The following is a 25,267-nucleotide window of genomic DNA, read 5'->3' as shown; positions in this document are numbered from 1 at the left end:
CCCGGTGACCACGGCCATGACGCGGCTGGCGCCGGTGAGCTATCTGGTCGGCCGCACCTTCCTGCTCAAAACCGGGCAGAAGCTGGATGTGGAAAAGCTGCGCGGCGACCTGATCACCACGGCTTACTATCAACACGTCACGCAGGTGATGGCACCGGGCGAATTTTCGATTCGCGGCGGGCTGGTCGATCTGTTTGCCATGGGCTCGGCCCTGCCCTACCGCATCGACCTGTTCGATGACGAAATCGACACCCTGCGCAGCTTCGACCCGGATACCCAGCGCACGCTCTATCCGGTCAATGAAGTACGCCTGCTCTTAAGCGCGGGAATATCCGGCAGACGAAGCCGGGGTCACCGCGTTTCGCCAGCACTACCGCGAGCGCATGGAAGGCGACCCGTCGCGCAGCCGTATTTACAAGGACGTTTCGGCCAACCTGTTTCCGGCTGGAATCGAGTATTACCTGCCACTGTTCTTTGACGAAACCGCCACGCTGTTTGACTACCTCAGCCACGACAATGTGCTGATCACCCTGCACCGCGACGTACTGGGCGCGGCCGAAGGCTTCTGGCGCGATGTCATCAGCCGCCACGACATGGCGCGCGGCGATCTCGACCGCCCGGTGTTGCCACCGTCCGAACTGTTCCTGCGCCCGGACGAACTGATGCAGCGCATCAAGCCGCATCCACGACTGGAACTGCCAGCCGATGGCGAGCCGGAAGCCGAAGCAGCGAGCCCTTGCCGCCGCTGGCGGTGGAGCGCCGTGCCGACAACCCGCTGTACCGTCTGGCCGATTATCTGGCTAGCGGCCAGCACCGCCTGCTAGTCAGTGCCGAAGGGCTGGGTCGCCGCGAAACCATGCTGCAATTCATGCAGGAACACGGCCTGAAGCCACAACCGGTGGATAGCTGGGCGGAGTTCCTGCACGGCGACATGCCGTTGGCGCTGACCGTGGCACCGCTGTATAGCGGCTTTGCCCTGCGCCAGCTAAGCCGTGGCCATCATTACCGAAGCCGAGCTGTACCAGCATGTGGCGCGCAGCCACACCCGGCGCAAGAGCACGCGCGCCAGCTCCGACGCCATGTTGCGCGATCTGGCCGAAATCAAGCCGGGCGACCCGGTGGTGCACGAGCAGCACGGCATCGGCCGCTTCATCGGCCTGATCAGCATGGATCTGGGCGAAGGCGAAACCGAACTGATGCAGCTGGAGTACGCCGACGACGCCAAGCTCTATGTGCCGGTCAGCCAGTTGCACCTGATCTCGCGCTACGCCGGCGGCACGCCGGAACAGGCGCCACTGCACCGGCTGGGCAGCCCGGCACCGGGACAAGGCCAAGAAAAAAGCGGCGGAAAAAGCGCGCGACACGGCGGCGGAACTGCTTAATCTCTATGCCCAGCGTGCCGCGCGCGAAGGCCACCGTTTTACCCTGTCGCATCAGGATTACGACGCCTTTGCCGCTTTGGCTTTGAGGAAACGCCGGATCAGGCCAGCGCGATCGAAGCGGTGATTGAAGACATGTGCTCCGGCAAGCCGATGGACCGGCTGGTGTGTGGCGATGTCGGCTTTGGCAAGACCGAAGTGGCATTGCGCGCCGCTTTTGTTGCCGTCATGGGCGGCAAGCAGGTGGCGGTGCTGGTGCCTACCACGCTGTTGGCCGAACAGCACTACCAGAATTTTGCCGACCGCTTTGCCGACTGGCCGGTGAAGATTGCCGAGCTGTCGCGCTTTCGCAGCGGCAAGGAAACCAAGGCCGCGCTGCAAGGGTTGGCCGAAGGCACGGTGGATATCGTCATCGGCACGCACAAGCTGGTGCAGCCGGATGTCGCGTTCAAGAACCTCGGGCTGGTGATCATCGACGAGGAACACCGCTTTGGCGTGCGGCAAAAAGAACAGCTCAAACGCCTGCGAGCCAACGTCGACGTGCTCACCCTCACCGCCACGCCGATTCCGCGCACGCTGTCGATGGCACTGGAGGGACTGCGCGACTTCTCCGCCATCACCACCGCGCCGTCGCGCCGCTTGGCGGTAAAAACCTTTGTCAGCCCGATGAATGACGGCGTGATACGCGAGGCGGTACTGCGCGAACTGAAACGCGGCGGCCGGTGTTCTTCCTGCATAACGAAGTCGACACCATCGAGAACATGCGCGAGAAGCTGACCGAACTGATCCCGGAAGCGCGCATCGGCGTGGCCCACGGCCAGCTGCGCGAACGCGAGCTGGAACAGGTGATGCGTGATTTCCTGCAACAGCGCTTCAACCTGCTGCTGTGTTCCACCATCATCGAAACCGGTATCGACATTCCCAATGCCAACACCATCCTGATCAACCGCGCCGACAAGTTTGGTCTGGCGCAGTTGCACCAGTTGCGCGGCCGGGTGGGCCGTAGCCACCATCAGGCCTATGCCTATCTGCTGACCCCGGATGGCATGACGCGTGACGCGCAGAAGCGGCTGGAAGCCATCCAGCTCTCCGGCGAGCTGGGCGCCGGTTTCTATCTGGCCATGCACGACATGGAAATTCGCGGCGCGGGCGAGGTGCTGGGCGAGGGGCAATCCGGCGAGATGCAGGAAGTGGGCTTCAGCCTGTTTACCGAAATGCTCAAGCAGGCGGTGCGCGACCTGAAAAAGGCCGGACACCGGATCTGGATGCGCCGCTGGGCGTGACCACCGAAATCAATCTGCACAGCCCGGCGCTGCTGCCGGACGGCTATTGCCCGGACGTGCACGAACGGCTGGTGCTGTATAAACGGCTGGCCACCTGCGAGAGCGAGCAGGAGATCGACGACATCCACGAGGAACTGATCGACCGCTTTGGCCTGCCGCCGCAAACGGTGAAAACACTGATCGACAGCCACCGGCTGCGCCTGCTGGCCAAACCGCTGGGCGTGCAAAAACTGGACGCCAGCGAAGTGGCCATCCAGTTGCAGTTCATCGACAATCCGCCGATCGACCCGATGAAGATCATCCAGCTGATCCAGAACAAGCGGAACTACAAGCTGGCCGGGCAGGACAAGCTGCGCGTGGAATCGCACATCGAGGACGTTGGCCTGCGCACGGTGCGGGTCAAGGAACTGCTGCGCGAATTGCAATAAGCTCCCCCCGACAAGGTTGGCCGAAGTTCGGCCAACCTTGTTACCGACTACCCGACCTGTCTCCCACCACTCACGGCCCGCTGTGGGCCACCGCCAACCACCATGCCTGTTCGCCGTTTTCTGCCTGCCCGCCATGCCACCATGGCGCTGTTTTTTGTCGCCGGGGCCACCATGGCCACCGGGGCGTGCACATACCCACCATCAAGGCGCGTTTTGCCTTGTCCGACGCGGTGCTGTCGCTGGCGCTGTTTGCCATCGCCATCGGCGCGATTCTGGTAATGGGGCCGCTGGGACGCTGGGTGGCGCGGCGTGGCAGCGCCACCGCCTGCCGTCAGGCGACCGTACCATTCGCGCTGACCACGGCGTTACTGCTGCTGACGCCGTCGTTCTGGCTGCTCTTACCGCTGTTACTGGCGTTTGGGGCTAGCATGGCGGCGTTTGACGTGGCGATGAATGCGCAGGCGGCAACGGTGGAAGCCAAAGCACCACGCCCGGTCATGTCCAGCCTGCACGGCATGTATAGTCTGGGCGGCATGGTCGGCGCGGCGATCGGCGGGCTGCTGCTGGGCTGGCACGTGCCGCCCCGGCTACACGGTCTGGGCATGGCGGCCATCATCGTGCTGACCACGCAACTGGCCGCACCGCGGCTGTTGGCCGAAGCCTCGACAACGGCAACCGCCGCCCCGCCCCAGCGTCACCATAGCCACACCACCCTGTGGTGGCTGGGCGGGCTGGCGTTTCTTGGCATGGTGGGCGAAGGCGCCATGTATGACTGGACCACGGTCTACATGCGCGATGTCACGGCCAGCGCCGCCGCCACTGCCAGTGCCGGTTACGCAGCCTTTTCCGGCGGCATGGCGCTGGGGCGCTTTGCAGGCGACCGGCTACGCGCACGCTTTGGCGCCGTGTCGTTACTGGTGATGAGCGCCTGGCTCGGCTTCACCGGCATCCTGCTGGCCATCCTCTGGCCGGTACCGGCGGCGGCCCTGCTCGGCTTTGCCATGATGGGGCTGGGCATGGCCAACATGATCCCGGTGTTCTTTGTCGCCGCCTCGCGCCTGCAAGGCATCAGCGCGGCCGAAGGCATCGCCAGCGTATCGCGCGCGGCGTATGTCGGCATGCTGCTGGGACCGGTGATGATCGGCAGCGTGGCACACCTGACCCAGTTGCGTCTGGGGCTGGGCGTGGTGGCCATCGCCGTTGGTATCGTGGCGTTGTGTGGCCGCCCGGTGCTGGCACGCGCAACACGGCGTCCGGTAAGCTAGCTGAAACGCACATTCGGCCAACCCCAGACATGAAAAAACCGGCACCACATGGTGGCACCGGTTGGGGTCAGGCTCGAACAGTCTACGGCACGCTAGTGTGCGGCATCCATGAAGCGGTATTTGAACAGCTCGCCCTTGTGCAGCAACGCCCGAATCCTCGCTTACCGGTTTCGCCATTGATATTGGTAATTACCAGCCGTCCGGCGCCCTGATGCAGATCGTTGCGGAAATCGTAGTAGGCACCAATCACCGCCAGATGGCCCGCCTCCACTTCACCGGAGAACTTGAGGATGGCACCTTCCACCTGATTGTTGACGTTGAGCAACGCACCATCGGTCACGTCGATGCCCTTGGGAATATTGATGCTTAAGCCAGCTCCTTGCGGATGGCCGGTTCCAGCTTGCCATAATCGCCCGCCGCCGCCGTCACCGCGCCACACACCGAGTGGCCGATAAAGATCAGGAACGGCGTATGCAGATGGCGCACGCCATATTCGACCGACCCTTCCGCCGTCGCCAGCTGGTTGCCGATATCACGCACCATGAACAGCTGGTTGGTGGCATCGCCATGTAACGCCAGCGTCTGCACCCGCGAATCGGAACAAGTCACCACCGTGGCCCACGGCGATTGCTTGTTGGCAAATTTCTGGTAATAACCGGCGGAATGCTGGCTCATGTAGCGGGCATTGGCACTCAGCAGCGTATTCAGCATGCCATGCACCTGACGCTGTTCCGAGCCGTGTTCGCTCTCGTGCGCGTGCGCCACCACCATGCGTGGCGCCGGTTTGGGTTTGCTGCGTAGCACTCGCGCGGCGTGCACCGGCTTTTTGGCCGCCTTGACCGGTGCCGCTACGGTCCCTTCCGGCGGGCGCACCACCGGGCTCAGTCCGGTGGGCAACTTGGCCTCCGGCGGCGGTGACTGGCGCACCGAGGGCGCCAGTTTTTCCGGTGTTATCTTCTTGCTAACAATGGTGCCCGACGCCGTAGCGGTCGCTGGCGTAGCCACCGGCAGCGGCGCCACCTTCGCCGAGCGATTCGGCACCGCCACTTGCCCAGACCTGCCCCGCCAGCAGCAGCCAACACGCGGCCATCCCCTGTTGTACAGCCAAACGCTGCATGTCCTGCTCCTTCATCACGATTAGTATGCGTCTGGCGGCAAGGCACACCAAGACTGTTATCAGTCGTTATATCGGCTCAAACCGGCAAAACTGAATGACCGTTTCAAGCGGTAAGCGTTGCCGGTTTTTTCTGGCTGATCAGCACGCCAAACACCAGCACACACGCCAGCCCCTGTAACAACGTCAGGTGCTCGCCCAGCAAGCCCCGGCCAGGATGATGGTAAACACCGGGATCAGGTTGATGAAGGCCGCCGCCATAGATACCGGCACCTTGCTCACCGACCAGGAATATAAGCCATATGCCCCGAGCGTAATGCCCGCGCCCAGATACACCACCCACAGGCTGGGCCAGAACGGCAAGGAGGTTGGCAGCGACACCCACGGCGTCGCCACCCAAGCGCCAAACCACAGGCTGCCCAGCAGGCTCTGGATGCCGGTAATGCTGAGGGCAGAATAACGCGCCGACAGCTTCTTGGTAATCAACACATAGGCCGCGGCGCAGAGCATGGCCATGAATTCCAGCGCGTTCCCCAACAGCGGATTGGGCGCGCTCTGACTGGACTCGCCGCTCAGGCTCAGCCACGCCACCCCGGCAAACGACACGGCAATCCCCAGCCACATCTGCCGCCCTTGCCGCTCCTTGAGAAACAGCATGGCGCTCACCGCCACCAGTAACGGCAACGTGGCGGTAATGATCCCGGCCTGCGACACGCTGGTGTATTGCAGCGCTTTGGCTTCACACAGGAAATACACACACGGTTCGGCCAACCCGGGGCCAACAGCCATTTCCAGTCGCCGCGCCGATACTGCCAGCGCCAATGAAGCACGCCACAGCAACGGCAGCAGACACAGGCTGGCAATCACCATGCGGGCAAACAGCACCACCAGCGGATCGAACACGGCAAACACGTACTTCAACGCAATAAAAGAACTGGCCCACAGCAACATGGCGGTGGTCAAGGCAAGATAAGGCAGCATGCAACATCCGGCAAAAACAGCGTAGCCCGCCATCATGCCGATGTTGTAGACAGAAATAAACTCTCTCGCGGTCAAAATATTCATCGCACCACTGGCCAGCGGGCGCTGCCCCCACCAGAGCAGCGACGGTAGAATAGCCACTTTGCCCACCTTGTGGCCCGGCTCATGAAAACCTCGCACCCTCCGTCGCCCGATGCCCTGCTGGCCTTCGATGCCCTCGCCCGTACCGGCAGTTTTACCGCTGCCGCCGACAGCATCGGCTGTGCCAAAAGCCGCATCAGCCAGCGCGTCAAGGAACTGGAGCAGGAATTGGGCACGGTACTGGTGCTGCGCAATACCCGCCGCGTCGCGCTGACCGAAGCCGGGCTGCGTCTGGCGCAACATGCCCGCCAGTTGCGCGAGATGCTGGAACAGGTCAAACCGGATATTGCCGAAGCCCAGCAACTGATCGAAGGGCCGCTACGGGTCAGTACCACCGCGTCATTTGCTCAGTATTTGCTGGCGCCCATGCTGGCCGAACTGGCCATTCAGCATCCGGGGCTGGAAATCCAGCTGTTGGCCGAAAACCGTCTGCAGGACCCGGTGGATGATCAACTGGATTTCTGCATCCGCACCGGCCACATCCACGACGACCGGCTGGTGGCCAAGCCGCTCGGCTTCGTCTGGGAACGGCTGTATGCCAGCCCGCGCTATCTGGCCGATGCGCCACGGCTGACACAGCCGGAAGACCTCGGCCACCAGCGCCTGCTGTGTAACCGCTACAACCCGCACGGTCAGGAATGGCAACTGGCCAAAGATGGCGAACAGCGCACCATCCCCCTGCGCCCGACCCTGACCTGCGACCAATACGCCTCGCTGGTTTCCGCCGTCACCGCCGCGCAAGGCGTGGCGCTGCTGCCGCACTACGTGGCACAGCAATATCTGGTCAACGGCCAGATGCAGGAAGTCCTGCCCGGCTGGCGCGCTTAAACGCAGCTGGCCGGTTTATCTGGTCTTCCCCTACCGCCAGCCCTTGCCGAGAAAATACGACGTCCTGATCCAGCACGTCACGCCACGGTTGCGCGCCATGCTGGCTTAAGCAACCCCGTCATCACGCCGGGCTAAACCTGCTGTTGGTTAGACTTGATCCAGACCAAGACACTTCAGCGCCGCCTTTGTCACAATCAGCCCCATTTATCCTTCACGGTGCGGTCGTGGCGTGTGCCACGATAAACCGCCACGAACGACAGCCCCCGCCGCAGCCCGATCCCTGCGGGGCATGGGCAGCAACAAGGAGTACAGCATGGAACATGTAGACATTCTGATCGTCGGCGGCGGCATGGTTGGCACAGCCCGGCCGCGGCCCTCAGTGGTCACGGCCTGAAAATCACCGTTCTGGAACGCACGCCGCCACAGCCCTTCGACCCGAATCAGGCGCCAGACTTGCGCGTCTCCGCCCTCAGCCCGGCTTCGGCCAACTTCCTCGACAAACTGGGCGCCTGGTCGCGCATTCTGGCCATGCGGGCCACGCCGTACACCCGCATGCAGGTGTGGGAAGCCAACGAGGACCAAGGCACCTTGTTCAGTGCCAGCGATGCCAACGTCAACGAACTGGGCCATATCGTGGAAAACCGGCTGGTGCAGCTGGCCACCACCAGCAGCATGCTGGAGCGGCAGGACATCGACTACCGTTGCCCGGCACAAATCACCCGTATCGACTACCAGCCACTGGCCTCACGCGTGACGCTGGCGGACGGCGGCGTGCTGGTGGCGCGCCTGCTGGTGGCCGCCGATGGCGCCCTGTCGCAAGTACGCGAAGCGGCCTAAGCATCGGCATCAGCAGCCGCGATTACCCGATGCACGCCATGGTCGCCACCTGCCTGATGCCGTATGGCCAGCAAGACATCACCGGCAACGCTTCACCCCCACCGGGCCGCAAGCCTTCCTGCCGCTCAACGACCATTACGCCTCGCTGGTGTGGTATCACACCCCGACCGATGTAAAACGGCTGATGGCGCTGCCGGATGACGAACTGATTTCCGCTTTCTGTGCCGCCTTCCCGACCAAACTGGGCGGCATCCGTGAAATTGTCTCGCGCGGCTTCTTCCCGCTCACCCGCCGCCATGCCAACTGCTATGCCAAGGATGGCGTGGTGCTGGTTAACGATGCGGCGCACACCATCCATCCATTGGCCGGACAAGGCGTCAATCTGGGCTTTCAGGATGCTGCGGCACTGGCCGAAGTCCTGCTGGCTGCCCACGCCAAAGGCGAAGACCTAGCCTCGCTCAACGTGCTCAAGCGCTACGAAAAACAGCGCCGTTATGCCAACATCGCCATGCAGCGCGCCATGGACGCCTTCTGCTACGGCTTTGCCAACGACATCGGCCCGCTCAAGGCCGTGCGTAATCTGGGCCTGAAACTGGCTGGCAAGGCGGGCCCCATCAAGCGCGAAGTCATCCGTTACGCGCTGGGCTTGCCGATGCTGGAGCGGCGCTGAACGACACCGCGCTTTCGGCCAACCTGACGCCACTTGCCAAGGTTGGCCGAACATAAAAAAACCGCCCGGTAAACGGGCGGTTTTTCATGGTTGAACGTCAGAAAATCAGGCGTTCAGTTCCTTGGCCGGTACAACCAGGTTTCCACCACGGTGTCCGGGTTCAGGGAGATGGTGGCAATGCCTTCTTCCACCAGCCACTTGGCGAAATCAGCATGGTCCGACGGGCCTTGGCCGCAGATGCCGACATACTTGTCCAGCTTGCGACATGCCTGAATCGCCATGTGCAGCATGGCTTTGACGGCTTCGTTACGTTCGTCAAAGGTGCTGGCGATCGGGCCACCGCTGTCGCGGTCAACACCCGTGGTCAGCTGGGTCATGTCGTTGGAGCCGATGGAGAAGCCATCGAAATGCTGCAGGAACTTCTCAGCCAGTACGGCGTTGCTCGGCACTTCGCACATCATGATCAGGCGCAGGCCGTTTTCACCGCGCTTCAGGCCGTTGGCAGCCAGAATGGCGATAACGTCTTCGGCTTCCTTCAGGGTGCGGACAAACGGGATCATCACTTCCACGTTGGTCAGGCCCATCACGTCGCGCACTTTCTTGATTGCGCGGCATTCCAGCTCGAAGCAATCGCGGAACGATTCAGCCACATAACGGGCCGCACCGCGGAAACCGATCATCGGGTTTTCTTCGTGCGGTTCGTACAGCTGGCCACCGATCAGGTTGGCGTATTCGTTCGACTTGAAGTCGGACATACGCACAATGACTTTCTTCGGCGAGAAGGCGGCTGCCAGCGTGGAAACGCCTTCAGCAATCTTGTCGACATAGAAGTCAACCGGGCTGGCGTAACCGGCAATGCGGTCAGCAATCGTGGCTTTCAGGTCAGCTAGCAGGGTATCGAATTCCAGCAGTGCTTTCGGGTGGATACCGATCTGACGGTTGATCACGAACTCCATGCGAGCCAGGCCCACACCTTCGTTCGGCAGCTGGGCAAAGTCGAAAGCCAGTTCCGGGTTGCCGACGTTCATCATGATCTTGACCGGAGACTGCGGCATCTTGTCCAGTTCCAGATCGATGATTTCCACATCCAGCAGACCGTCGTAGATGTTACCGGTGTCGCCTTCGGCGCAGGATACGGTCACCTGCATGCCTTCGCTCAGTACGTCGGTAGCGTTACCACAGCCAACCACCGCCGGGATACCCAGTTCGCGGGCGATAATGGCCGCGTGACAGGTACGGCCGCCACGGTTGGTGACGATGGCAGAAGCACGCTTCATGACCGGTTCCCAGTCCGGGTCGGTCATGTCAGTTACCAGCACGTCACCCGGCAGCACGCGATCCATTTCGGAAGCGTCCTTGATGGTACGTACGGTACCACGGCCAATCTTCTGACCAATGGCACGGCCTTCGCACAGGACAGCCGACTTGCTGTTCAGGCGATAACGACGCAGGGTGTCCTTGCGGTCTTCTTGCGACTTAACGGTTTCCGGACGGGCTTGCAGGATGTACAGCTTGCCGTCGATACCGTCACGGCCCCACTCGATATCCATCGGGCGGCCGTAGTGTTTTTCGATGATCAGCGCGTACTGGGCCAGTTCTTCCACTTCCGCATCGGTAATGGCGAACTGTTTGCGCTCGGCTTCAGCCACATCGATGGTTTTTACCGAACGGCCCGCACGGGACGCATCGGTAAACTCCATCTTGATCAGCTTGGAGCCCATGTTCTTGCGCAGAATGGCCGGGCGGCCAGCCTGCAGGGTCGGCTTGTGAACGTAGAATTCATCCGGGTTCACGGCGCCTTGCACCACGGTTTCGCCCAGACCGTAAGAAGCGGTAACAAACACCACGTCTTCAAAGCCCGATTCGGTGTCGATGGTAAACATCACACCGGCGGCGCCCATGTCGGAGCGCACCATACGCTGGATACCGGCAGACAATGCCACAACGTCGTGGGCAAAGCCTTTGTGTACGCGGTAGGAAATGGCGCGGTCGTTATAGAGGGAAGCAAAGACGTGCTTGATGGCGTCTTTGACGTTATCCGGGCCACGGATGTTGAGGAAGGTTTCCTGCTGGCTTAAGCAAACGAGGCATCCGGCAGGTCTTCCGCGGTCGCAGAGGAGCGAACGGCTACACAAATGTCGGCACCGCTTAAGATCTGCCACCATTTTGTCCCATGCTTCCTTGATATCTGCGTCCAGCTTGGCCGGAAATGGAATATCAATGATCCATTGACGGATTTCCTTGCCTACCCGGGCCAGTTCGTTTACGTCGTCGACATCAAGGTTCGACAGCGCAGCGTTGATCCGGTCGGCCGGGCCTTCGTGTTGCAAGAAATCCCGATACGCTTGTGCGGTTGTTGCAAAACCACCGGGAACACGGACGCCGGAATTGGCCAACTGACTAATCATTTCACCGAGCGAGGCGTTTTTACCACCAACCTGCTCAACGTCGGTCATACGCAGCTTCTCGAACCAGATGACGTAGTTGTCTGCCATCACTTCACTTCCTGTGTTGGATTGGGACGATAGAAAGCCGGTATTCTAGCCGAATAACTCACTGTTTGCGTAGCCACTTTTGCGTTGCAACACCCGAGGGGTTGCCCTTGGACACGGTTTTGACCGGCATGTTCCGACCGGATTGGCGGCCATTTGGTGCGTGGATGACCTAGCAGCAAAATGCTACAAGCGCATGAAAACCGGGGGTCAACGGCCGATTCCTGCCACTCGTCCCGCCACCAAGGATAGGCAAGACTTTACCGCCCCGGCGCCGGTATACTGCTGGAAAAAATCGTCGTTATTTTTATAGACAGGTGCATTCATGCCACACCTCCGTTCCGCTTTTTTCATTTCTGACCGCACCGGCATCACCGCCGAGCTGTTGGGTAACACCTTGCTCACCCAGTTTGACACGGTGGAATTCAAGCGCGAAACCGTGCCCTTTATCGATACGCCGGAAAAGGCCGAAGAACTGGCGGCGCGTATCCAGCAAGTGGCCGATCAGGATGCGTTGCGCCCGCTGGTATTCACCAGCATCATCAACCCGGACGTGCGCCGTGCGCTGAAAATCCACAATGCACAGATCGTCGACTTCTTCGAAACCTTCATCGGCGAACTGGAGCAGGAACTGGGGCAGCGTGCTTCGCTCACCGTCGGCCGCGTACACGGCATGCTCAATGAAGAGCGCTATGACCACCGCATGGCGGCGGTAAACTTCTCGCTCAACCATGACGACGGCGTCAAACTCAAGGATCTGGATGAAGCGGATGTGATTCTGGTGGGCGTTTCCCGTTCGGGTAAAACCCCGACCTGCCTGTATCTGGCGCTGCAATACGGTATCAAGGCAGCCAATTACCCGCTCACGCCGGAAGACCTGGACAGCCCGACGCTGCCCAAGATGCTGCTTCCGTACCGCCACAAGCTGTTTGGCCTGACCATCGACCCGGCGCGTCTGCACTACATCCGTTCGGAACGCCGTCCGGACTCCAAATATGCCAGCGTCGACAATTGCCGGGTGGAGGTCAATGAAGCGGAGGCGATGTTCCGCCATCATGGTCTGGCGTTCATCAGCACCACGCACAAGTCGGTGGAAGAAATTGCCACCACCATCATGCACAAGGCAATGCTCACGCGCCGCTTCTGATACGGCCAGCGCTTGACGCCATGGCCCGTCACGTGGTCAGATAACCGGCATGAAATCTGCATCCGCAACCGTATTCCTGTTTTGGTGGTGGCGCCTTCACTAGGCGGCACCGGCGGTTGCGCATCATCAACCCGGAGGCTGCCGATAAGGCGGCACCGGGTTTTTTGTTTGTTCCGCCTTACCGACAGTCTCTAGCCATTATTTTTTGCGGAGACTGACATGAGTATTCTTGACACCATCAAGCCCGACGACATCATCCTGACCGGTGACCGAACCACCGGCCAGCTGCATCTTGGCCACTACGTCGGCTCGCTGAAAAACCGTGTCCTGCTACAAGACCACTGCCGCCAGTTTCTGTTGCTGGCCGATGCCCGGGCACTGACCGACAACATGGGCAACTATCTGAAAGTGCGCGATAACGTGCTGCAGGTGGCGCTGGATTATCTGGCGGTTGGCATTGACCCGGACAAAAGCACCATCTTCATTCAGAGTCTGGTGCCGGAATTGTCGGAACTGGCATCCTACTACCTCAATCTGGTCACCGTTTCGCGGCTGGAACGCAACCCAACCATCAAGGACGAGATCAAGCAACGCGGTTACGAACGCGACATTCCGGCCGGTTTCCTGACTTATCCTGCAGCGCAGGCGGCTGATATCACCGCGTTCAAGGCCACCATCGTGCCCGTGGGGGCCGACCAGATTCCGATGATCGAGCAAACCAACGAAATCGTGCGTCGTTTCAATGGCAGCGTGGACGGTGAGGTGCTGGTGGAAGCCCGCGCGCTGGTACCACAAAGTAGCGCCCGTTTGCCGGGCATTGATGGCAAATCCAAGATGTCGAAGTCGCTGGGCAATGCCCTGCCGCTTTCGGCCAACCCTGACCAGATTCGCCATGCGGTGAAGATGATGTATACCGACCCCAACCACCTGCACGTGAGCGATCCGGGACAGGTGGAGGGCAACGTGGTATTCACCTATCTGGATGCGTTTGAACCGGATACCGAGCTGGTGGCAGATCTGAAACAGCGTTACCAGCGCGGTGGGCTGGGCGATAGCGTGATCAAGCAGCAGCTGGAACAGCGTCTGCAAGAAACCACGGAGCCGATCCGCACGCGACGCGAGCTGCTGGCGCGCGACCCGGATGCCATCATGCAAATTCTGAAAAATGGCACCCACAAGGCGCGTGAGGCAGCGGCGCAAACTCTGGCGCAAGTGAAAGCCGCCATGGGGTTGAATTACTACTAAGCGCCAAACAACGGGAAACCGTGCAAGTTGGCCGAACCGGCACGCAGTGGTTCGGCCAACCTTACTCTGCGCCAGCCGACAGCGGCACGCGGATGGTCAAACCATCGTAGCCGACCTCAATGCCCGGCGGGCATTCGGCGGTCAAGGCCCGGTATTCCAGCTGATGCGTCATGTGGATGAGAATGGTGCGGCGGGCGGCGATGCGCTGCGCCCACTCAAACGACTGCTGCACGCCCAGATGCGACGGGTAGGGATCGTGACGCAGGCAGTCGAGGAACAACACGTCCAGCCCTTCCAGTAGCGCGAGGCTGTCGTCGGGAATGTGCGACAGATCCGTCAGCCACGCCACGTTGCCTATGCGCCAGCCCAGACACGGCCACTTGCCATGCTGTAGCGGGATGGGCGTAACGGCAACACCATGAAAATCGAAGCGCTGTGCCACTTCTTCCAGCACCAATACCGGCTTGTCCCACACCGGTGACGGCGGCATCAGGGCGTAATGAAAGCGGCTGCGGATGTTGTCCAGCGTAAAGGCGTTGCCGTACAGCGTAATCGGCCCTTTTTTCACATAGCAAAAGGCGCGCAGATCATCAATGCCGTTGAGGTGGTCGGCGTGCGGGTGGGTATACAGCACCGCATCGATGCGGGACAGCCCCTCGCGCAGGGCTTGCTGCCGCAAATCCGGCCCGGTGTCGATCACCAGTGCCTGCTCGCCCAACCGCACATAGGCGCTGCAGCGGCTACGGGTATTTTTCGGGTTGTCCGAGGCGCAGGTCGGGCAGTGACAACCGATCGCCGGGCTGCCGGAACTGGAGCCACAGCCCAGAATGGTCAGCTCCAGATGGTCGCTGACAGCGGGGACAAGAGAACCGGTCATGGGCGAGGAATCTTGGCAAACAGCCGGAAGAAGTTGTCGGTGGTGGCTTGCGCAATGGAGTCAAACGACACGCCGCGCAATTCGGCAATGTGTTCGGCCACATGCTTCACATACGCGGGTTCATTGGTCTTGCCACGGAACGGCACTGGCGCGAGATAAGGCGAATCGGTTTCCACCAGCATGCGCTCCAGCGGCACACGCTGCGCCACGTCCTTGATCTGCGCGGCGTTCTTGAAGGTGACGATACCGGAAAACGAAATGTAAAAACCCAAGTCCAGCGCGGCCTCGGGCAATCTCCCAGTTTTCGGTAAAGCAGTGCATCACCCCGCCACACTCCTGTGCCTGTTCTTCGCGCAAGAGGCGCAAGGTATCCTGCGCCGAATCACGGGTGTGGATAATCAGCGGCAAGCGCGGCGCGCGGCGCGGATGTGAGTGCGAAAACGCTCATGCTGCCGGTGAGGTCACCCTCACACCAGTGATAATCCAGCCCGGTTTCGCCAATGCCCACCACTCGCGGATGGGCGGCATGCGCTACCAATTCATCCTCGCTGAATTCGGCATTTTCCGGATCATCCGGATGTACGCCGACCGTGGCATACAGGTTGGCATGTTGTTCGGCCAACCCTAACACCTCGGCCGCCGTGTCGCGGCTGACGCTGATCACCAGCGCATGGCTGACGCCGTTGTGCTGCATGTTGGTCAGCACATCCGGCAGGCGTGCCGCCAGATCGGGAAAGTTGATATGGCAGTGTGAATCAACAAGCATGGGGCAATACCTGACAAGACGCCCCGGTCACAGTGCGGACCGGGGTGAAACAATGGAGAAAGCGGGTAACGGTTACATGGTGTGGGTTGGTAAGCTGGAATGCAAGACGCCGCCCAGCAAGGTTTCGATCTTGTCCTTGGCCTGCTTGCCGACATCGCTGGCGACAAACTCGACGCCTATCCCTTGCGTGCGGCTGTTGTTGGCACCGGCGGGAGTAATCCACACCACACGGGCCTGCACGGCGATTTTTTGCGGATCGTCCATCAGCGTCAACAGCAGGAACACCTCCTCCCCCAACTGCATTTCCTTGTTGGTGGGAATGAAAATGCCACCGTTACGCAGAAACGGCATATAGGCGGCAAACAGTGCGCTGCGTTCCTTGATGTGCAGTGACAGCACACCGGGACGGTTTTCCTGACGAGTGGTCGTGCTCTCCATACGTGCTTCGCCCCCGGCAAAACGGCAGTCAACCGGGTCGTCCCGGATTGAACACCTTGAGGTATTCCATCAACAGTGCTTCCAGTTGCAATCGCGTATTCAGCGTGTGCTGGCCAAATGGCGCCAACTGCAGCAGCGCCTGCTGGCAACGCATCAACTGGGCAAGATCGGCCCGCTGCGCCAGATCGGCCAGCACCGCCTTCTGGTCGGGATGATAACGGATATGCCCTGCCAGCCTCAAACCGGCTAGGTCATGCAGCCATTTCAGCAGCCGGGTAATGGGCAGCGCCAGCGGCAATTTGGCCTTGTCCACCGCTTCGGCCAACGTCAGCACCGTACCAAAGGTGGGCAATGCCAGGCCATCAATGAACTGGCCGCGCAGTTTGGCCAGCGCCGGGTCGTGATCAAATAGCGGCGCACCGCCGTGGCGTGCAAGTTCGATGGCCGGGTTGGCAATCTGCTGCGATTCAACCCAGGCCAGCGCTTGGCGATGATCCGGATGCGACAGCGGAAACTGGCGACAACGGCTGCGGATGGTGGGCAGCAAACGTTGCGGCGCCTGCGCCACCAGCAGAAACAGCACTTGCTCAGGCGGTTCTTCCAGAATCTTGAGCAAGGCATTGGCGGCGGCCGGATTAAGTGCCTCGTAAGCTCGACCAGCACCACCCGGCGACCGGCACGGTGCGCGGTCAGATGGGCAAAGTCGATCACCTCACGCACCGCCTCGATCTTGATCACCGGCAGCTTGCGCGTCGGCTTGCTGTCTTTGCTGGGCGCCTCGTCCTCGCCATGTGGCGTCAGGCGACGAAAATCCGGATGCGAGCCATGGGCAAACCAGCGACAGGCTTCACACTGGCCACATGGCTGATGGTCGGCCTGCGGCTGTTCGCACAGCAACGATTGCGCCAGATGCTCGGCAAACTCCAGCTTGCCGGTGCCGCCCGGGCCGGTAAACAGCCGGGCATTGGGCAAACGCTCACGCTCGGCGTTGAGCCGTCGCCAGTCGTCCTGCTGCCGGGGGTACAGCATCAGACCTGCCCCACCAGTTGCTGCAGCCGCGCAGCAATATCCTGCTGGATCGGCGCCAGCGCACGACTGGCATCCAGCACGGCAAAGCGGGCGCAACCTTCGGCCCGTTGCAGATAGGCAGCACGCACGCGGGCGTGGAAATCGGCCTGTTCCTGCTCGAAACGATCCAGCACCCGGCTGTCGGCCATGCGCTGCGCGGCCACCTCCAGCGGCACATCAAACAGCAAGGTCAAATCCGGTTGCAGTCCTTGCTGCACCCAGTCTTCCAGTTGGGCAATGCGCGCCAGCGGTACACCGCGCCCGCCGCCCTGATAGGCAAAGGTGGCGTCGGTAAAGCGATCGGACACCACCCACTGACCGGCTGCCAGCGCCGGGCGAATCACCCGGGCGATATGTTCCTGACGCGCGGCAAACACCAGCAGGGTTTCGGTATCCAGCGTGACGGCGGTGTCGACATCCAGCAACAAGCCGCGCAGCTTTTCGCCAATCGGCGTACCGCCCGGTTCGCGGGTAAACACCGCGTCGATCCGCTGTTCGGCCAACCATTGGCGGATAAACGCCAGATGGGTGCTTTTGCCCGCGCCGTCGATGCCTTCCAGCGTAATGAAGCGGCCGCGCGGCTGGATTGGATTATGCGTGGCACTCATCAGCGCTCTTTCTTCAAAATGTATTTGCGCACAGCCTGATTATGCTGATCCAGTGTTTCGGAAAAATGCGAGCTGCCATCGCCGCGGGCCACAAAATACAGTGCGCGCGAGTCGGCAGGATGAGCGGCGGCATCGAGCGAGGCTTTGCCCGGCAGCGAAATCGGCGTGGGCGTCAGGCCGCCACGGGTATAGGTGTTGTAAGGGGTGTCACGGCGCAGATCAGACTTGCTGATATTGCCGCGATAGCTGCGCCCCATGCCATAGATGACGGCCGGGTCTGTCTGCAAGCGCATACCGCTCACCAGCCGGTTGACAAATACCGCCGCCACCATGGGCCGATCGGCCTCGCGCGCGGTTTCTTTCTCGATCAGGCTGGCCATGGTCAACAGCTCATACGGCGTCTTGTATGGCAAATCGCCCCGTCGCCCGGCCCAAGCCTCATCCAGCTGGGTTTGCATGGTGCGATAGGCGCGTCGATACAGTTCGATATCACTGGGTAAGCGGTAAACAGATAGGTACTGGGGAAGAACAGCCCTTCCGGGTGATCGGCCGTCACGCCCAGTTCCTGCATCAATTGCGCATCGGACCAGCCGCGCGCCAGATGCTGCAAGTCCGGGCTCTTGTCCACCGCCTGACGGAACTGGTGGAAGGTCCAGCCTTCAATGATGGTCAGGCTGGCTTCATCCGGATGGCCTTCGGCCGGGCGTTTGAGCACATCCAGCATCGAGACGCTATCGTTGAACAGGTACAGGCCCGCCTTGATCTTGCGATCCGCGCCACTCAGGCGCGCCAGCAACACCATCACCTGACGATTGCGAATGACCCCTTCTTTTTCCAGTTCATGTGCAACCTGGTTCAACGTGCGATTAGGGCCCACCGTCAGCTTGTAAGGAGCGTGAGGCACGGTGACAGGAACGACCACGACCCAGCCCAGCCACAACAGGGCAGCGGCAACAAGGGCCATCAGGAAACGGGAAAACATTTTCATCGGAGAGCTAGAAACAGGCTGGTTGTACCGGGCAGAAACCACGGAAGAATAAGGTGGAATGATACCAGCAAGCGCCAGCAGCCGACATCGCCACGGTCACGCGCACTGGCTTTTTCTTTACAAATTGTTAATTATTGCGTTTGGCATAAAATTTCGGGAACGACGACGACTCGGCCCGGTCAATCCCCCATTTCCCAAACCGGAACGCACCATGAAACCGCTTCACAACCTGGCTTGTGCGCTGATGGCCTCGGAGCTCACTGGCCAGTCTGGCGCAAGCTAAACCAGTCGGCCAGACTGCTATCGCTGCCGCCAGGCGCCTTTCAGCATTCACTGCATACGCCCGGTCAAATGGTTTACCTCACGCCGGGGACCGACCTGAAACGCTACCACAGCCTGATCATTGCGCCACTGGCCATCCTCGATCGCAGCCCACAAGGTCGTTGGCAGCTACTGGAAACCGAAGCCAGCCATCCGCTCAACCAGTATTACCGTCGCAGCCTGAGCCGGGCACTGGCACAACATCAGCAAAGCATTACCGACCATCCCGCACCGGGCGTGGCACGCTTGCGGCTGGCAGTCAGCCGCCTCAAGCGCGATGGTTCATTGCTGGACAACGACGCCACGCACGCCATCGACAAGGTGGTGGCGCTGGCACACAGAGGCACCGGCATGGATGCCTATCTGCTGGAAATTCTCGCCATGGGACAACTGGAAGATGCGCTTACTGGCAAACTGCTGGCCGGTGAAGCGGATCTGGCCGACAGCGGCGCCAACAGCATTGCCAACGCCGAACCGGCCAATGCCAGCCTGCAACAACGCATTGATCAGTGGAACCGGCAAAATGCCTTGCGGCTGGCACAGGTGCTGGCCAACGGTGCGGTCGTCTGAAGAAGCCCTGCCTACTGGCGGCCAGATGTTCTATGCTATTGTCTGACACGGTGATTCGCACCAAACGGCTGCACCAGCTTACCGCATGGATCACTCAATGCCCACTTTGAAAAGGAAAACGACGATGCGCAACATTGCCCTGCTGGCTCTGCTTACCCTGTTTTCGGCCAACGTAGCGTCGGCGGCCGATGCCACCTGCGAAGCCAAGGCGGCCGAAAAGAAACTGGCCGGTGCCGCCAAAGCCAGCTTCATCAAGAAGTGCGAAAAGGATGCCAAGGCCAACAATGCCCAGGCCAGCTGCGATGCCAAAGCGGCCGAAAAGAAACTGGCCGGTGCCGCCAAGACCAGCTTCGTCAAGAAGTGCGTGAAAGACAGTAGCGCCAAATAATCAGCCTCACGCTGACCTTATCCAAACAGCCCGTATCCGGCCGCTGACAAGGCTGGGTACGGGCTGTTTGCTCGAGTACACCGCAATCAGGGCACGGGCTGTGACACGATGCCGTAGTCGGCCAACAGCGCCGCGAGCGGCGCCGACTGTAGCGGCAGCCCCCCTTCAGGCAACCGCAACTGCGCGGGTAACGTCGCCAGCTCGCCATCCCAATCAGACAGCGCCTCCTCCACCAGCCAGACCAGATCTCGGTCGTCCAGCAATGCCAGTTCGCCGCCAATTTCCAGCAACAGCTGTCCTTCCGGCGTCATGTAGGCAGTACGCGGCACCAATTGCTGGTTATAGGGCAACACACTCCAGCCATCGGCCGCACGACGCACCACGAAGGGCGCCACCTCCAGACTGACATACACTTTTTGCGGGCCGTTCTGGACGTAATAGCACCCCGCTGCATCACGGCTGTAATTGCGGTGAAAAAACTCGACCATGGCCGGATGCGCCAGCCGCTGCTCGCGTAGCCACCATTGGCCGCGACCATCCAGCCGCAACCAGCCAAATACCGCTTAAGCACATTCGGCCATTTCACCAGAGCAGCCAACACTTGTTCATCCATCTCAATCCCCTTGCTGGCTCGTGTTTCGGCCAACCTTGTTAACACCAGCGCCCGATGCGGCCGCTACATGCTGCGCAGCACGCTGATCGGCGATGTGTGCGTCACCTTGCGTACCAGCGGCCAGCCCGCCGCAGCCACTACCACCATGCCACTAGCCATGCTAAGGGCAGCAGCCACGGGTTCAGGCTCCACGGCAGGTTGAACAATTTGGCAGCCGCCAACGCACCAATGCCCATGGCGCCCAATGCTGCCAGCAAACCGGCCAGCGCCCCTAGCCACAGCAGCTCGGCCAACACGACACGGGTCACCTGCTGACGCGAGGCGCCCAGCGCACGCATCAGCCCGACATCAAACAGCCGCTCGTCGCGCGTGGCCGCCAGAGCGGCCCACAACACCAACACACCCGCAGCCAGCGCCAGCACAAACATCGCCTCCACGGCCCGGCTCAGTTTGTCCACCACCGCCCGCACCTGCTCCAGAATATCGGTAACATCAATCACGGTGAGGTTGGGAAACTGTTCCACCAGCTGGTTGATGAATGGCTCGCCATCCGGGCGCAGGCGGAAACTGGTAATCCAGCTGGCTAAGCTGATTGGCAAACAAGGAGGGCGGCGCCAGCACAAAGAAATTGACGCGAAAACTGTCCCACGGCACCTCGCGCAGGCTGGTTACCCGCGCCCGATAGGTGGTACCGGCTATGTCAAACGCCAGTGTGTCGCCCAGCCGAATCCCCAGCGTTTCCGCCAGCCCGCGCTCGACGGAAAACTGCGGCGGCGGCCGGTGCCCCGACCACCACTGGTAGGCGGCCAGCTGGTTGCCCGGCGGCAGGGTATCACGCCAGGACAGGTTGAATTCCCGTTCGGCCAACCTGCGCGCCCGCTCGTCGCCGTACGCTGCCGGATGCACCGGCACCTCGTTGATCGCCAACAGCCGCGCCCGTACCATGGGCGACAATTCCGGTGCCCGTCGTCCGCTCTGCACAAACGCTTGCTGCAACGCCGCTTTTTGCGGTGGCTGGATATTGATCACAAACTTGTTGGGCGCATCGGCGGGAATACTGCGCTGCCGGGCATCAATCAGGTCGCCACGCACCACGGTCAGGGTCAACAGCGCCATCAACCCCACCGCCAACGCCACCATCTGCACCACCGCCAACCGGGGACGGCGCGCCATGTTGGCCAGACCAAAACGCCAGCCCACCGTGCCGCCCGATGGCAGGCGCCGCAACAAGGCCACCACGGCACGGGCCAACACGCCCACCGCCGCAAAGAACAGCAACATTGCCGCCAGCAGCCAGCCCGCCAAGCGGGCATCGCCCACCTGCCAGGCCGCCAGCGCCAACAAGGCCAGCATGGCCAAGAGCGGGGCCAGCCAGCCCGGGCGTCGGGCCGGACGCTCATCGCGCAAGACCGCCAGCGGCGTCACCTGACGAATGGCCAACAATGGCGGCAAGGCCAATCCGCCCAGCAACGCCGGGCCGCCAGTGGCCCCAGCAACCAGGTCAGTATCCCCGGCTGCGGCAGTACCTCGCCCACCCAACTGATGGCCAACTGCATCAGGCCCGCCTGCACCGCGTAGCCCAGCACGGCGCCGATCACGGCTAAGACACAGCCCCAGCAGCACAAACACGCTGACAAACAGCCCGCCCACCTCACGCGAGGTCAGCCCCATGCAGCGCAACACCGCCACCGATTGCCAGTGGCGTGCCAGATAGCGTCGCACGGCCAATGTCACCGCAGCCGCCGCCAGAGAAACCGTCAGCATGGCCGTCAGGCCAAGAAAACGTCGTGCCCGCTCCAGTGCGGTGCGCACCTCCGGCCGGGCATCTTCCACATTTTCCAGCCGTGCACCGGCAGGTAGATGGGGTGCCAGCCATTGGCGGATCGCATCCACCTGACGGTCCTCACCAGCCAGCATCAGCCGCCAGCGTGCGCGCGTCCCTTCCTGAATCAGGCCGGTGGCGGGCAGATCGGCGCGGTTGAACATCAGGCGCGGGATGAAGTTGTACACATCCATGCTGCCGTCCGGTTCACGGATGATTTTAAGCTTACCAGACGCAGCTGCGCGTTCCCCACCGTGAGGGTGTCGCCGATCTGCAATTTGAGTCGTTGGGCCAGACGCAGGTCCACCCAGGCCGTGCCGGGTGCCGGGTGCAAGGCTCCGCTTTGCTGCCCATTGCCTGCCAGCTCGATCGTCACCTGTCCGCGCAGCGGGTAGTGATCGCTGACGGCCTTGTAGGTGGCCAGAGTCGCCTGACCATTGGCAAACACCATGGAGGGAAAGGTAATCTGTTCGGCCACCGCCAGCCCGCGCCGGACAGCTTCCTGACGCAGCCGGACCGGCGTTAACGCGCATTACTGCTGAGCACCAGATCAGCCGCCAATAATTGTGTCGCCTGCGTGGTCAGGCCGCGGGCGACGCGATCGGAGAAAAACCCCACACTGGTCATCGCCGTCACGGCCACCACCAGAGCCAGCGCCAAGACCGTCAGTTCACCGGCCAGCAGTTCGCGCCGGGCAAAGCGCAGGGCCAGCAACAGTCGCCCCCAGAACGTCATGCCCGCGCTCCAACCAGCTTGCCGTCCACCAGACGGTAAATGGCATCGCAGCGGCTGGCCAATTCGTTATCATGCGTCACCAGCACCAGCGCGGTGGCTTCTTCGGCGTTGAGCTGAAACAGCAGATCAATGATCTGACGCCCGGAATGCGGATCGAGATTACCGGTGGGTTCGTCGGCAAACAGAATGCCCGGCTGGATGACAAACGCGCGAGCCAGTGCCACGCGCTGCTGCTCGCCGCCCGAGAGGTGACGTGGATAATGTTGCAGCCGGTGCGATAGCCCCACGCGCTCCAGCATGTGCTGTGCCGCTTCGCGCGCATCCTTGCGGCTAAGCCAGCTCCAGCGGCAGCATGACGTTTTCCAGCGCGGTCAGTTGCGGCATCAACTGGAAATTCTGGAACACAAAGCCGACCTTGTCCCGGCGCAGCAACGCGCGCTGATCTTCGTTGAGACCAGACAAGGGTTGGCCGAACAACGAAACTTCGCGGCAACTGGCGTGATCCAGCCCGGCCAGCAAGGACAGCAAGGTGGACTTGCCGGAGCCAGACGCTCCCAGAATGGCCACGCTCTCCCCCTTCGTACAGCGTCAGGCTGGCCGAACGCAAAATCGTCAGCGGCTCGCCCTGATAATGTATTTCCTTGGCCAACTCTACGGCGGACAATATCGCCTTGTTATCGATAGGACTCATATGCTTTCAGTTAGTGTACGCATCGGATTACTGACCGCACTGTTGGCCATTGCGCCAGCAGGGGCAGCCACCATTCTGGTATTTGGCGACAGCCTGTCGGCGGGGTATGGTCTGCAGCCGGGACAGGGCTGGGTCACATTGCTGCAACGCGATCTTGCGGCGCGCCATCGCGTCATCAACGCCAGCCAGTCCGGCGAAACCACCGATGGTGGTCTGACTCGTCTGCCGCAAGCCCTGCGTCAGCATAAACCCGACGTCGTGGTACTGGAACTGGGCGGCAACGATGGGCTGCGTGGCCTGCCCACGGCTCGTATCGCCAGCAACCTGCAAAAAATGGTAACGCTATCCCGGCAGGCCCATGCCAAGGTGCTGCTGGTTGGCATGGCGCTGCCGCCTAATTATGGCCCGCAATATACCGCAGAGTTCCGCGCCGTCTACGATACACTGGCGCGCCGTAACCGCCCGGCCTATGTGCCGCTGCTGGTGGTAAGCTTCGAAAAAAACCTTAACCAGTTCCAGCCCGATGGCATTCACCCCAAGGCCGAACGTCAGGCCGACATGATGCGCACGGTCAAGGCCAAGTTGCCACTACACTAGACCGCACCGAAGTCTGGAGCATTCCTGCGCCCTGTTTACACCACAAAAAAGCCGTACCCTTCAAGGTACGGCTTTTTGGCGAGATGACCGGACATTTCCGGCCAACAGCAGGCTTACAATTCTTTGGCGTTCTCAGCCAGATAAGCAGCCACACCAGCGGTGTCGGCCTTCATGCCTTTTTTGCCTTTGCTCCAGCCAGCCGGGCAAACTTCGCCGTTTTCTTCAACAAACTGCAGCGCGTCAATCATACGCAGCATTTCGTCGATATTGCGGCCCAGCGGCAGGTTGTTCACTACCCGGTGTTGTACCACGCCGTCCTTGTCGATCAGGAAGGAACCGCGGAAGGCCACACCGCCTTCGCTTTCCACATCATAGGCCTTGACCAGATCATGGCCCGGTCGCCCACCGGGTGTAACCAACCGCACCGATACCGCCCTTTTCTACCGGGGTATTGCGCCAGGCGTTGTGGGTGAACTGGCTGTCGATGGACACGCCGATTACTTCCACATTGCGCTTCTTGAATTCTTCCAGACGATGATCAAAGGCGATCAGTTCGGACGGGCAGACAAAGGTGAAATCCAGCGGGTAGAAAAACACCACGGCATACTTTTAAGCAGTGGCTTGCTTGAAGTTGAAGTTGTCGACGATCTGACCATCGCCCAGCACGGCGGAGAAGGATTTTTCGCCATCAAAGAACGGGGCTTTTTTTGCAACGAGTACGGCCATGGACATCTCCTTAATCGGGTATTCAAGATAACAACAGGCACCTGTCGGGCACAGGAGCGTGTCGAACAAGCGACGATTTAAAACAAGTCGGCACGATTGCGCCAATTGTAAATCCATATCATGACAATAAAGATTGGCAATGTGCGCCAGCGCATCGGCATACTCTACTCAGGTTAGGTCGCTAACCGCCAATTTCAAGCAAGCACTGGCGTATCGCCAAATAAAAACGGGCTCCGCAAAGGGAGCCCG

At 61.1% G+C, this 25,267-nt stretch carries 27 protein-coding genes and 4 pseudogenes; 10 read left to right on the top strand and 21 right to left on the bottom strand.

Annotation, left to right across the window (positions count from 1 at the left end):
- Position 1: 1 nt before the first annotated feature.
- Both mfd and GKE73_RS13635 read left to right on the top strand, forming a co-directional pair.
- A pseudogene (gene mfd / locus GKE73_RS13640) lies at positions 2–3,090 on the top strand (transcription-repair coupling factor); the annotation flags it as partial.
- A gap of 185 nt (positions 3,091–3,275) precedes the next feature.
- Positions 3,276–4,355, top strand: a complete 1,080-nt coding sequence (locus tag GKE73_RS13635; RefSeq protein WP_230370432.1) for an MFS transporter — start codon at positions 3,276–3,278, stop codon at positions 4,353–4,355.
- Between the two features lie 82 nt (positions 4,356–4,437).
- On the opposite strand, the gene GKE73_RS13630 is transcribed toward GKE73_RS13635, so the two are convergent.
- The 4 genes from GKE73_RS13630 to GKE73_RS13615 all read right to left on the bottom strand — a co-directional run bounded on the left by GKE73_RS13630 (position 4,438) and on the right by GKE73_RS13615 (position 6,591).
- On the bottom strand, positions 4,438–4,695 hold the full coding sequence (locus GKE73_RS13630; RefSeq protein ID WP_230370431.1) for a hypothetical protein: 258 nt from the start codon (positions 4,693–4,695) through the stop codon (positions 4,438–4,440).
- A gap of 26 nt (positions 4,696–4,721) precedes the next feature.
- On the bottom strand, positions 4,722–5,360 hold the full coding sequence (locus tag GKE73_RS24855) for a carbonic anhydrase (RefSeq protein WP_230370430.1): 639 nt from the start codon (positions 5,358–5,360) through the stop codon (positions 4,722–4,724).
- Positions 5,317–5,472, bottom strand: coding sequence for a hypothetical protein (locus tag GKE73_RS13620; protein ID WP_230370429.1), 156 nt, complete (start codon positions 5,470–5,472; stop codon positions 5,317–5,319). Before GKE73_RS13620 ends, GKE73_RS24855 begins: the two co-directional genes overlap by 44 nt.
- Before the next feature lie 183 nt (positions 5,473–5,655).
- Positions 5,656–6,591 carry a DMT family transporter gene (locus GKE73_RS13615; RefSeq protein WP_230370428.1) on the bottom strand — a complete coding sequence of 312 codons (936 nt, stop codon included), beginning with the start codon at positions 6,589–6,591 and terminating at the stop codon, positions 5,656–5,658.
- A gap of 24 nt (positions 6,592–6,615) precedes the next feature.
- On the opposite strand from GKE73_RS13615, the gene GKE73_RS13610 reads away from it, so the two are divergent.
- From GKE73_RS13610 to GKE73_RS13600, 3 genes are all read left to right on the top strand, one after another.
- A complete protein-coding gene (locus GKE73_RS13610; protein ID WP_230370427.1) occupies positions 6,616–7,419 on the top strand; it encodes a LysR family transcriptional regulator in 804 nt (267 codons plus the stop codon).
- A gap of 453 nt (positions 7,420–7,872) precedes the next feature.
- A complete protein-coding gene (locus GKE73_RS13605; protein WP_230370426.1) occupies positions 7,873–8,256 on the top strand; it encodes a Rossmann-fold NAD(P)-binding domain-containing protein in 384 nt (127 codons plus the stop codon).
- Positions 8,222–8,926 carry an FAD-dependent monooxygenase gene (locus GKE73_RS13600; RefSeq protein WP_230370425.1) on the top strand — a complete coding sequence of 235 codons (705 nt, stop codon included), beginning with the start codon at positions 8,222–8,224 and terminating at the stop codon, positions 8,924–8,926. The genes GKE73_RS13605 and GKE73_RS13600 overlap by 35 nt, the downstream gene beginning before the upstream one ends.
- 113 nt (positions 8,927–9,039) lie before the next feature.
- Here GKE73_RS13600 and ppsA read toward each other — a convergent pair whose 3' ends face one another.
- Positions 9,040–11,421, bottom strand: a complete 2,382-nt coding sequence (ppsA, locus tag GKE73_RS13595) for a phosphoenolpyruvate synthase (RefSeq protein WP_230370424.1) — start codon at positions 11,419–11,421, stop codon at positions 9,040–9,042.
- A gap of 322 nt (positions 11,422–11,743) precedes the next feature.
- Between ppsA and ppsR the strand changes: the two genes are divergently transcribed.
- Positions 11,744–12,565, top strand: a complete 822-nt coding sequence (ppsR, locus tag GKE73_RS13590; protein ID WP_230370423.1) for a posphoenolpyruvate synthetase regulatory kinase/phosphorylase PpsR — start codon at positions 11,744–11,746, stop codon at positions 12,563–12,565.
- Between the two features lie 219 nt (positions 12,566–12,784).
- Positions 12,785–13,810: a tryptophan--tRNA ligase gene (gene trpS / locus GKE73_RS13585; protein WP_230370422.1), complete on the top strand. Its 1,026-nt coding sequence runs from the start codon at positions 12,785–12,787 to the stop codon at positions 13,808–13,810.
- A 61-nt stretch (positions 13,811–13,871) separates the two neighbouring features.
- Here trpS and GKE73_RS13580 read toward each other — a convergent pair whose 3' ends face one another.
- The 7 genes and pseudogenes from GKE73_RS13580 to mltG form a co-directional block, all read right to left on the bottom strand.
- A complete protein-coding gene (locus GKE73_RS13580) occupies positions 13,872–14,687 on the bottom strand; it encodes an MBL fold metallo-hydrolase (RefSeq protein WP_230370421.1) in 816 nt (271 codons plus the stop codon).
- Positions 14,684–15,453: pseudogene (locus tag GKE73_RS13575) on the bottom strand (TatD family hydrolase). Before GKE73_RS13575 ends, GKE73_RS13580 begins: the two are co-directional and overlap by 4 nt.
- A gap of 72 nt (positions 15,454–15,525) precedes the next feature.
- Positions 15,526–15,891 (bottom strand): PilZ domain-containing protein, encoded by a 366-nt coding sequence (locus tag GKE73_RS13570; protein ID WP_230370420.1) that lies wholly within the window; start codon positions 15,889–15,891, stop codon positions 15,526–15,528.
- Positions 15,892–15,919: 28 nt separating this feature from the next.
- Complete coding sequence (locus GKE73_RS13565; RefSeq protein WP_230371562.1) at positions 15,920–16,243, bottom strand: hypothetical protein; 324 nt, start codon at positions 16,241–16,243, stop codon at positions 15,920–15,922.
- A gap of 207 nt (positions 16,244–16,450) precedes the next feature.
- A pseudogene (locus tag GKE73_RS13560) lies at positions 16,451–16,920 on the bottom strand (DNA polymerase III delta subunit-related protein); the annotation flags it as partial.
- The gene (gene tmk, locus GKE73_RS13555) at positions 16,920–17,567 is read right to left on the bottom strand and encodes a dTMP kinase (RefSeq protein ID WP_230370419.1); all 648 of its coding nucleotides are present in this window, start codon (positions 17,565–17,567) and stop codon (positions 16,920–16,922) included. The pseudogene GKE73_RS13560 and the gene tmk, both read right to left, overlap by 1 nt.
- A pseudogene (mltG, locus tag GKE73_RS13550) lies at positions 17,567–18,555 on the bottom strand (endolytic transglycosylase MltG). Before mltG ends, tmk begins: the two are co-directional and overlap by 1 nt.
- A 351-nt stretch (positions 18,556–18,906) precedes the next feature.
- Here mltG and GKE73_RS13545 point away from each other — a divergent pair.
- Positions 18,907–19,446: a DUF3313 family protein gene (locus tag GKE73_RS13545; protein WP_230370418.1), complete on the top strand. Its 540-nt coding sequence runs from the start codon at positions 18,907–18,909 to the stop codon at positions 19,444–19,446.
- Between the two features lie 124 nt (positions 19,447–19,570).
- Complete coding sequence (locus GKE73_RS13540) at positions 19,571–19,834, top strand: hypothetical protein (RefSeq protein ID WP_230370417.1); 264 nt, start codon at positions 19,571–19,573, stop codon at positions 19,832–19,834.
- 86 nt (positions 19,835–19,920) lie between these two features.
- Here the strand turns inward: GKE73_RS13540 and GKE73_RS13535 are convergent, their stop codons facing one another.
- The 7 genes from GKE73_RS13535 to GKE73_RS26600 form a co-directional block, all read right to left on the bottom strand.
- A complete protein-coding gene (locus GKE73_RS13535; RefSeq protein ID WP_230370416.1) occupies positions 19,921–20,382 on the bottom strand; it encodes a DUF2946 family protein in 462 nt (153 codons plus the stop codon).
- A gap of 202 nt (positions 20,383–20,584) precedes the next feature.
- Complete coding sequence (locus tag GKE73_RS13530; RefSeq protein WP_230370415.1) at positions 20,585–20,971, bottom strand: FtsX-like permease family protein; 387 nt, start codon at positions 20,969–20,971, stop codon at positions 20,585–20,587.
- Complete coding sequence (locus GKE73_RS23605) at positions 20,940–22,463, bottom strand: ABC transporter permease (RefSeq protein ID WP_280954931.1); 1,524 nt, start codon at positions 22,461–22,463, stop codon at positions 20,940–20,942. Before GKE73_RS23605 ends, GKE73_RS13530 begins: the two co-directional genes overlap by 32 nt.
- A complete protein-coding gene (locus GKE73_RS13520) occupies positions 22,433–22,747 on the bottom strand; it encodes a hypothetical protein (protein ID WP_230370414.1) in 315 nt (104 codons plus the stop codon). Before GKE73_RS13520 ends, GKE73_RS23605 begins: the two co-directional genes overlap by 31 nt.
- Positions 22,748–22,791: 44 nt before the next feature.
- Positions 22,792–23,004 carry a hypothetical protein gene (locus GKE73_RS13515; RefSeq protein WP_230370413.1) on the bottom strand — a complete coding sequence of 71 codons (213 nt, stop codon included), beginning with the start codon at positions 23,002–23,004 and terminating at the stop codon, positions 22,792–22,794.
- Positions 23,001–23,303, bottom strand: a complete 303-nt coding sequence (locus GKE73_RS26605) for an ATP-binding cassette domain-containing protein (protein WP_312854452.1) — start codon at positions 23,301–23,303, stop codon at positions 23,001–23,003. Before GKE73_RS26605 ends, GKE73_RS13515 begins: the two co-directional genes overlap by 4 nt.
- A 31-nt stretch (positions 23,304–23,334) precedes the next feature.
- Complete coding sequence (locus tag GKE73_RS26600; RefSeq protein WP_312854451.1) at positions 23,335–23,571, bottom strand: ATP-binding cassette domain-containing protein; 237 nt, start codon at positions 23,569–23,571, stop codon at positions 23,335–23,337.
- 124 nt (positions 23,572–23,695) lie between these two features.
- On the opposite strand from GKE73_RS26600, the gene GKE73_RS13505 reads away from it, so the two are divergent.
- Positions 23,696–24,292: an arylesterase gene (locus GKE73_RS13505; RefSeq protein WP_230370412.1), complete on the top strand. Its 597-nt coding sequence runs from the start codon at positions 23,696–23,698 to the stop codon at positions 24,290–24,292.
- A 113-nt stretch (positions 24,293–24,405) separates the two neighbouring features.
- Here GKE73_RS13505 and GKE73_RS26595 read toward each other — a convergent pair whose 3' ends face one another.
- The gene (locus GKE73_RS26595) at positions 24,406–24,717 is read right to left on the bottom strand and encodes a thioredoxin domain-containing protein (protein ID WP_230370411.1); all 312 of its coding nucleotides are present in this window, start codon (positions 24,715–24,717) and stop codon (positions 24,406–24,408) included.
- Positions 24,680–24,892, bottom strand: coding sequence for a redoxin domain-containing protein (locus GKE73_RS26590; protein ID WP_230370410.1), 213 nt, complete (start codon positions 24,890–24,892; stop codon positions 24,680–24,682). The genes GKE73_RS26595 and GKE73_RS26590 overlap by 38 nt, the downstream gene beginning before the upstream one ends.
- Positions 24,893–25,267 lie beyond the last annotated feature (375 nt).

Origin of the sequence: Paludibacterium denitrificans (assembly GCF_009707705.1) — a bacterium.
GTDB classification, from domain to species: domain Bacteria; phylum Pseudomonadota; class Gammaproteobacteria; order Burkholderiales; family Chromobacteriaceae; genus Paludibacterium_A; species Paludibacterium_A denitrificans.
The sequence above is the reverse complement of the archived record's forward strand: the minus strand, read 5'-3'. Positions and strand labels throughout refer to the sequence as shown.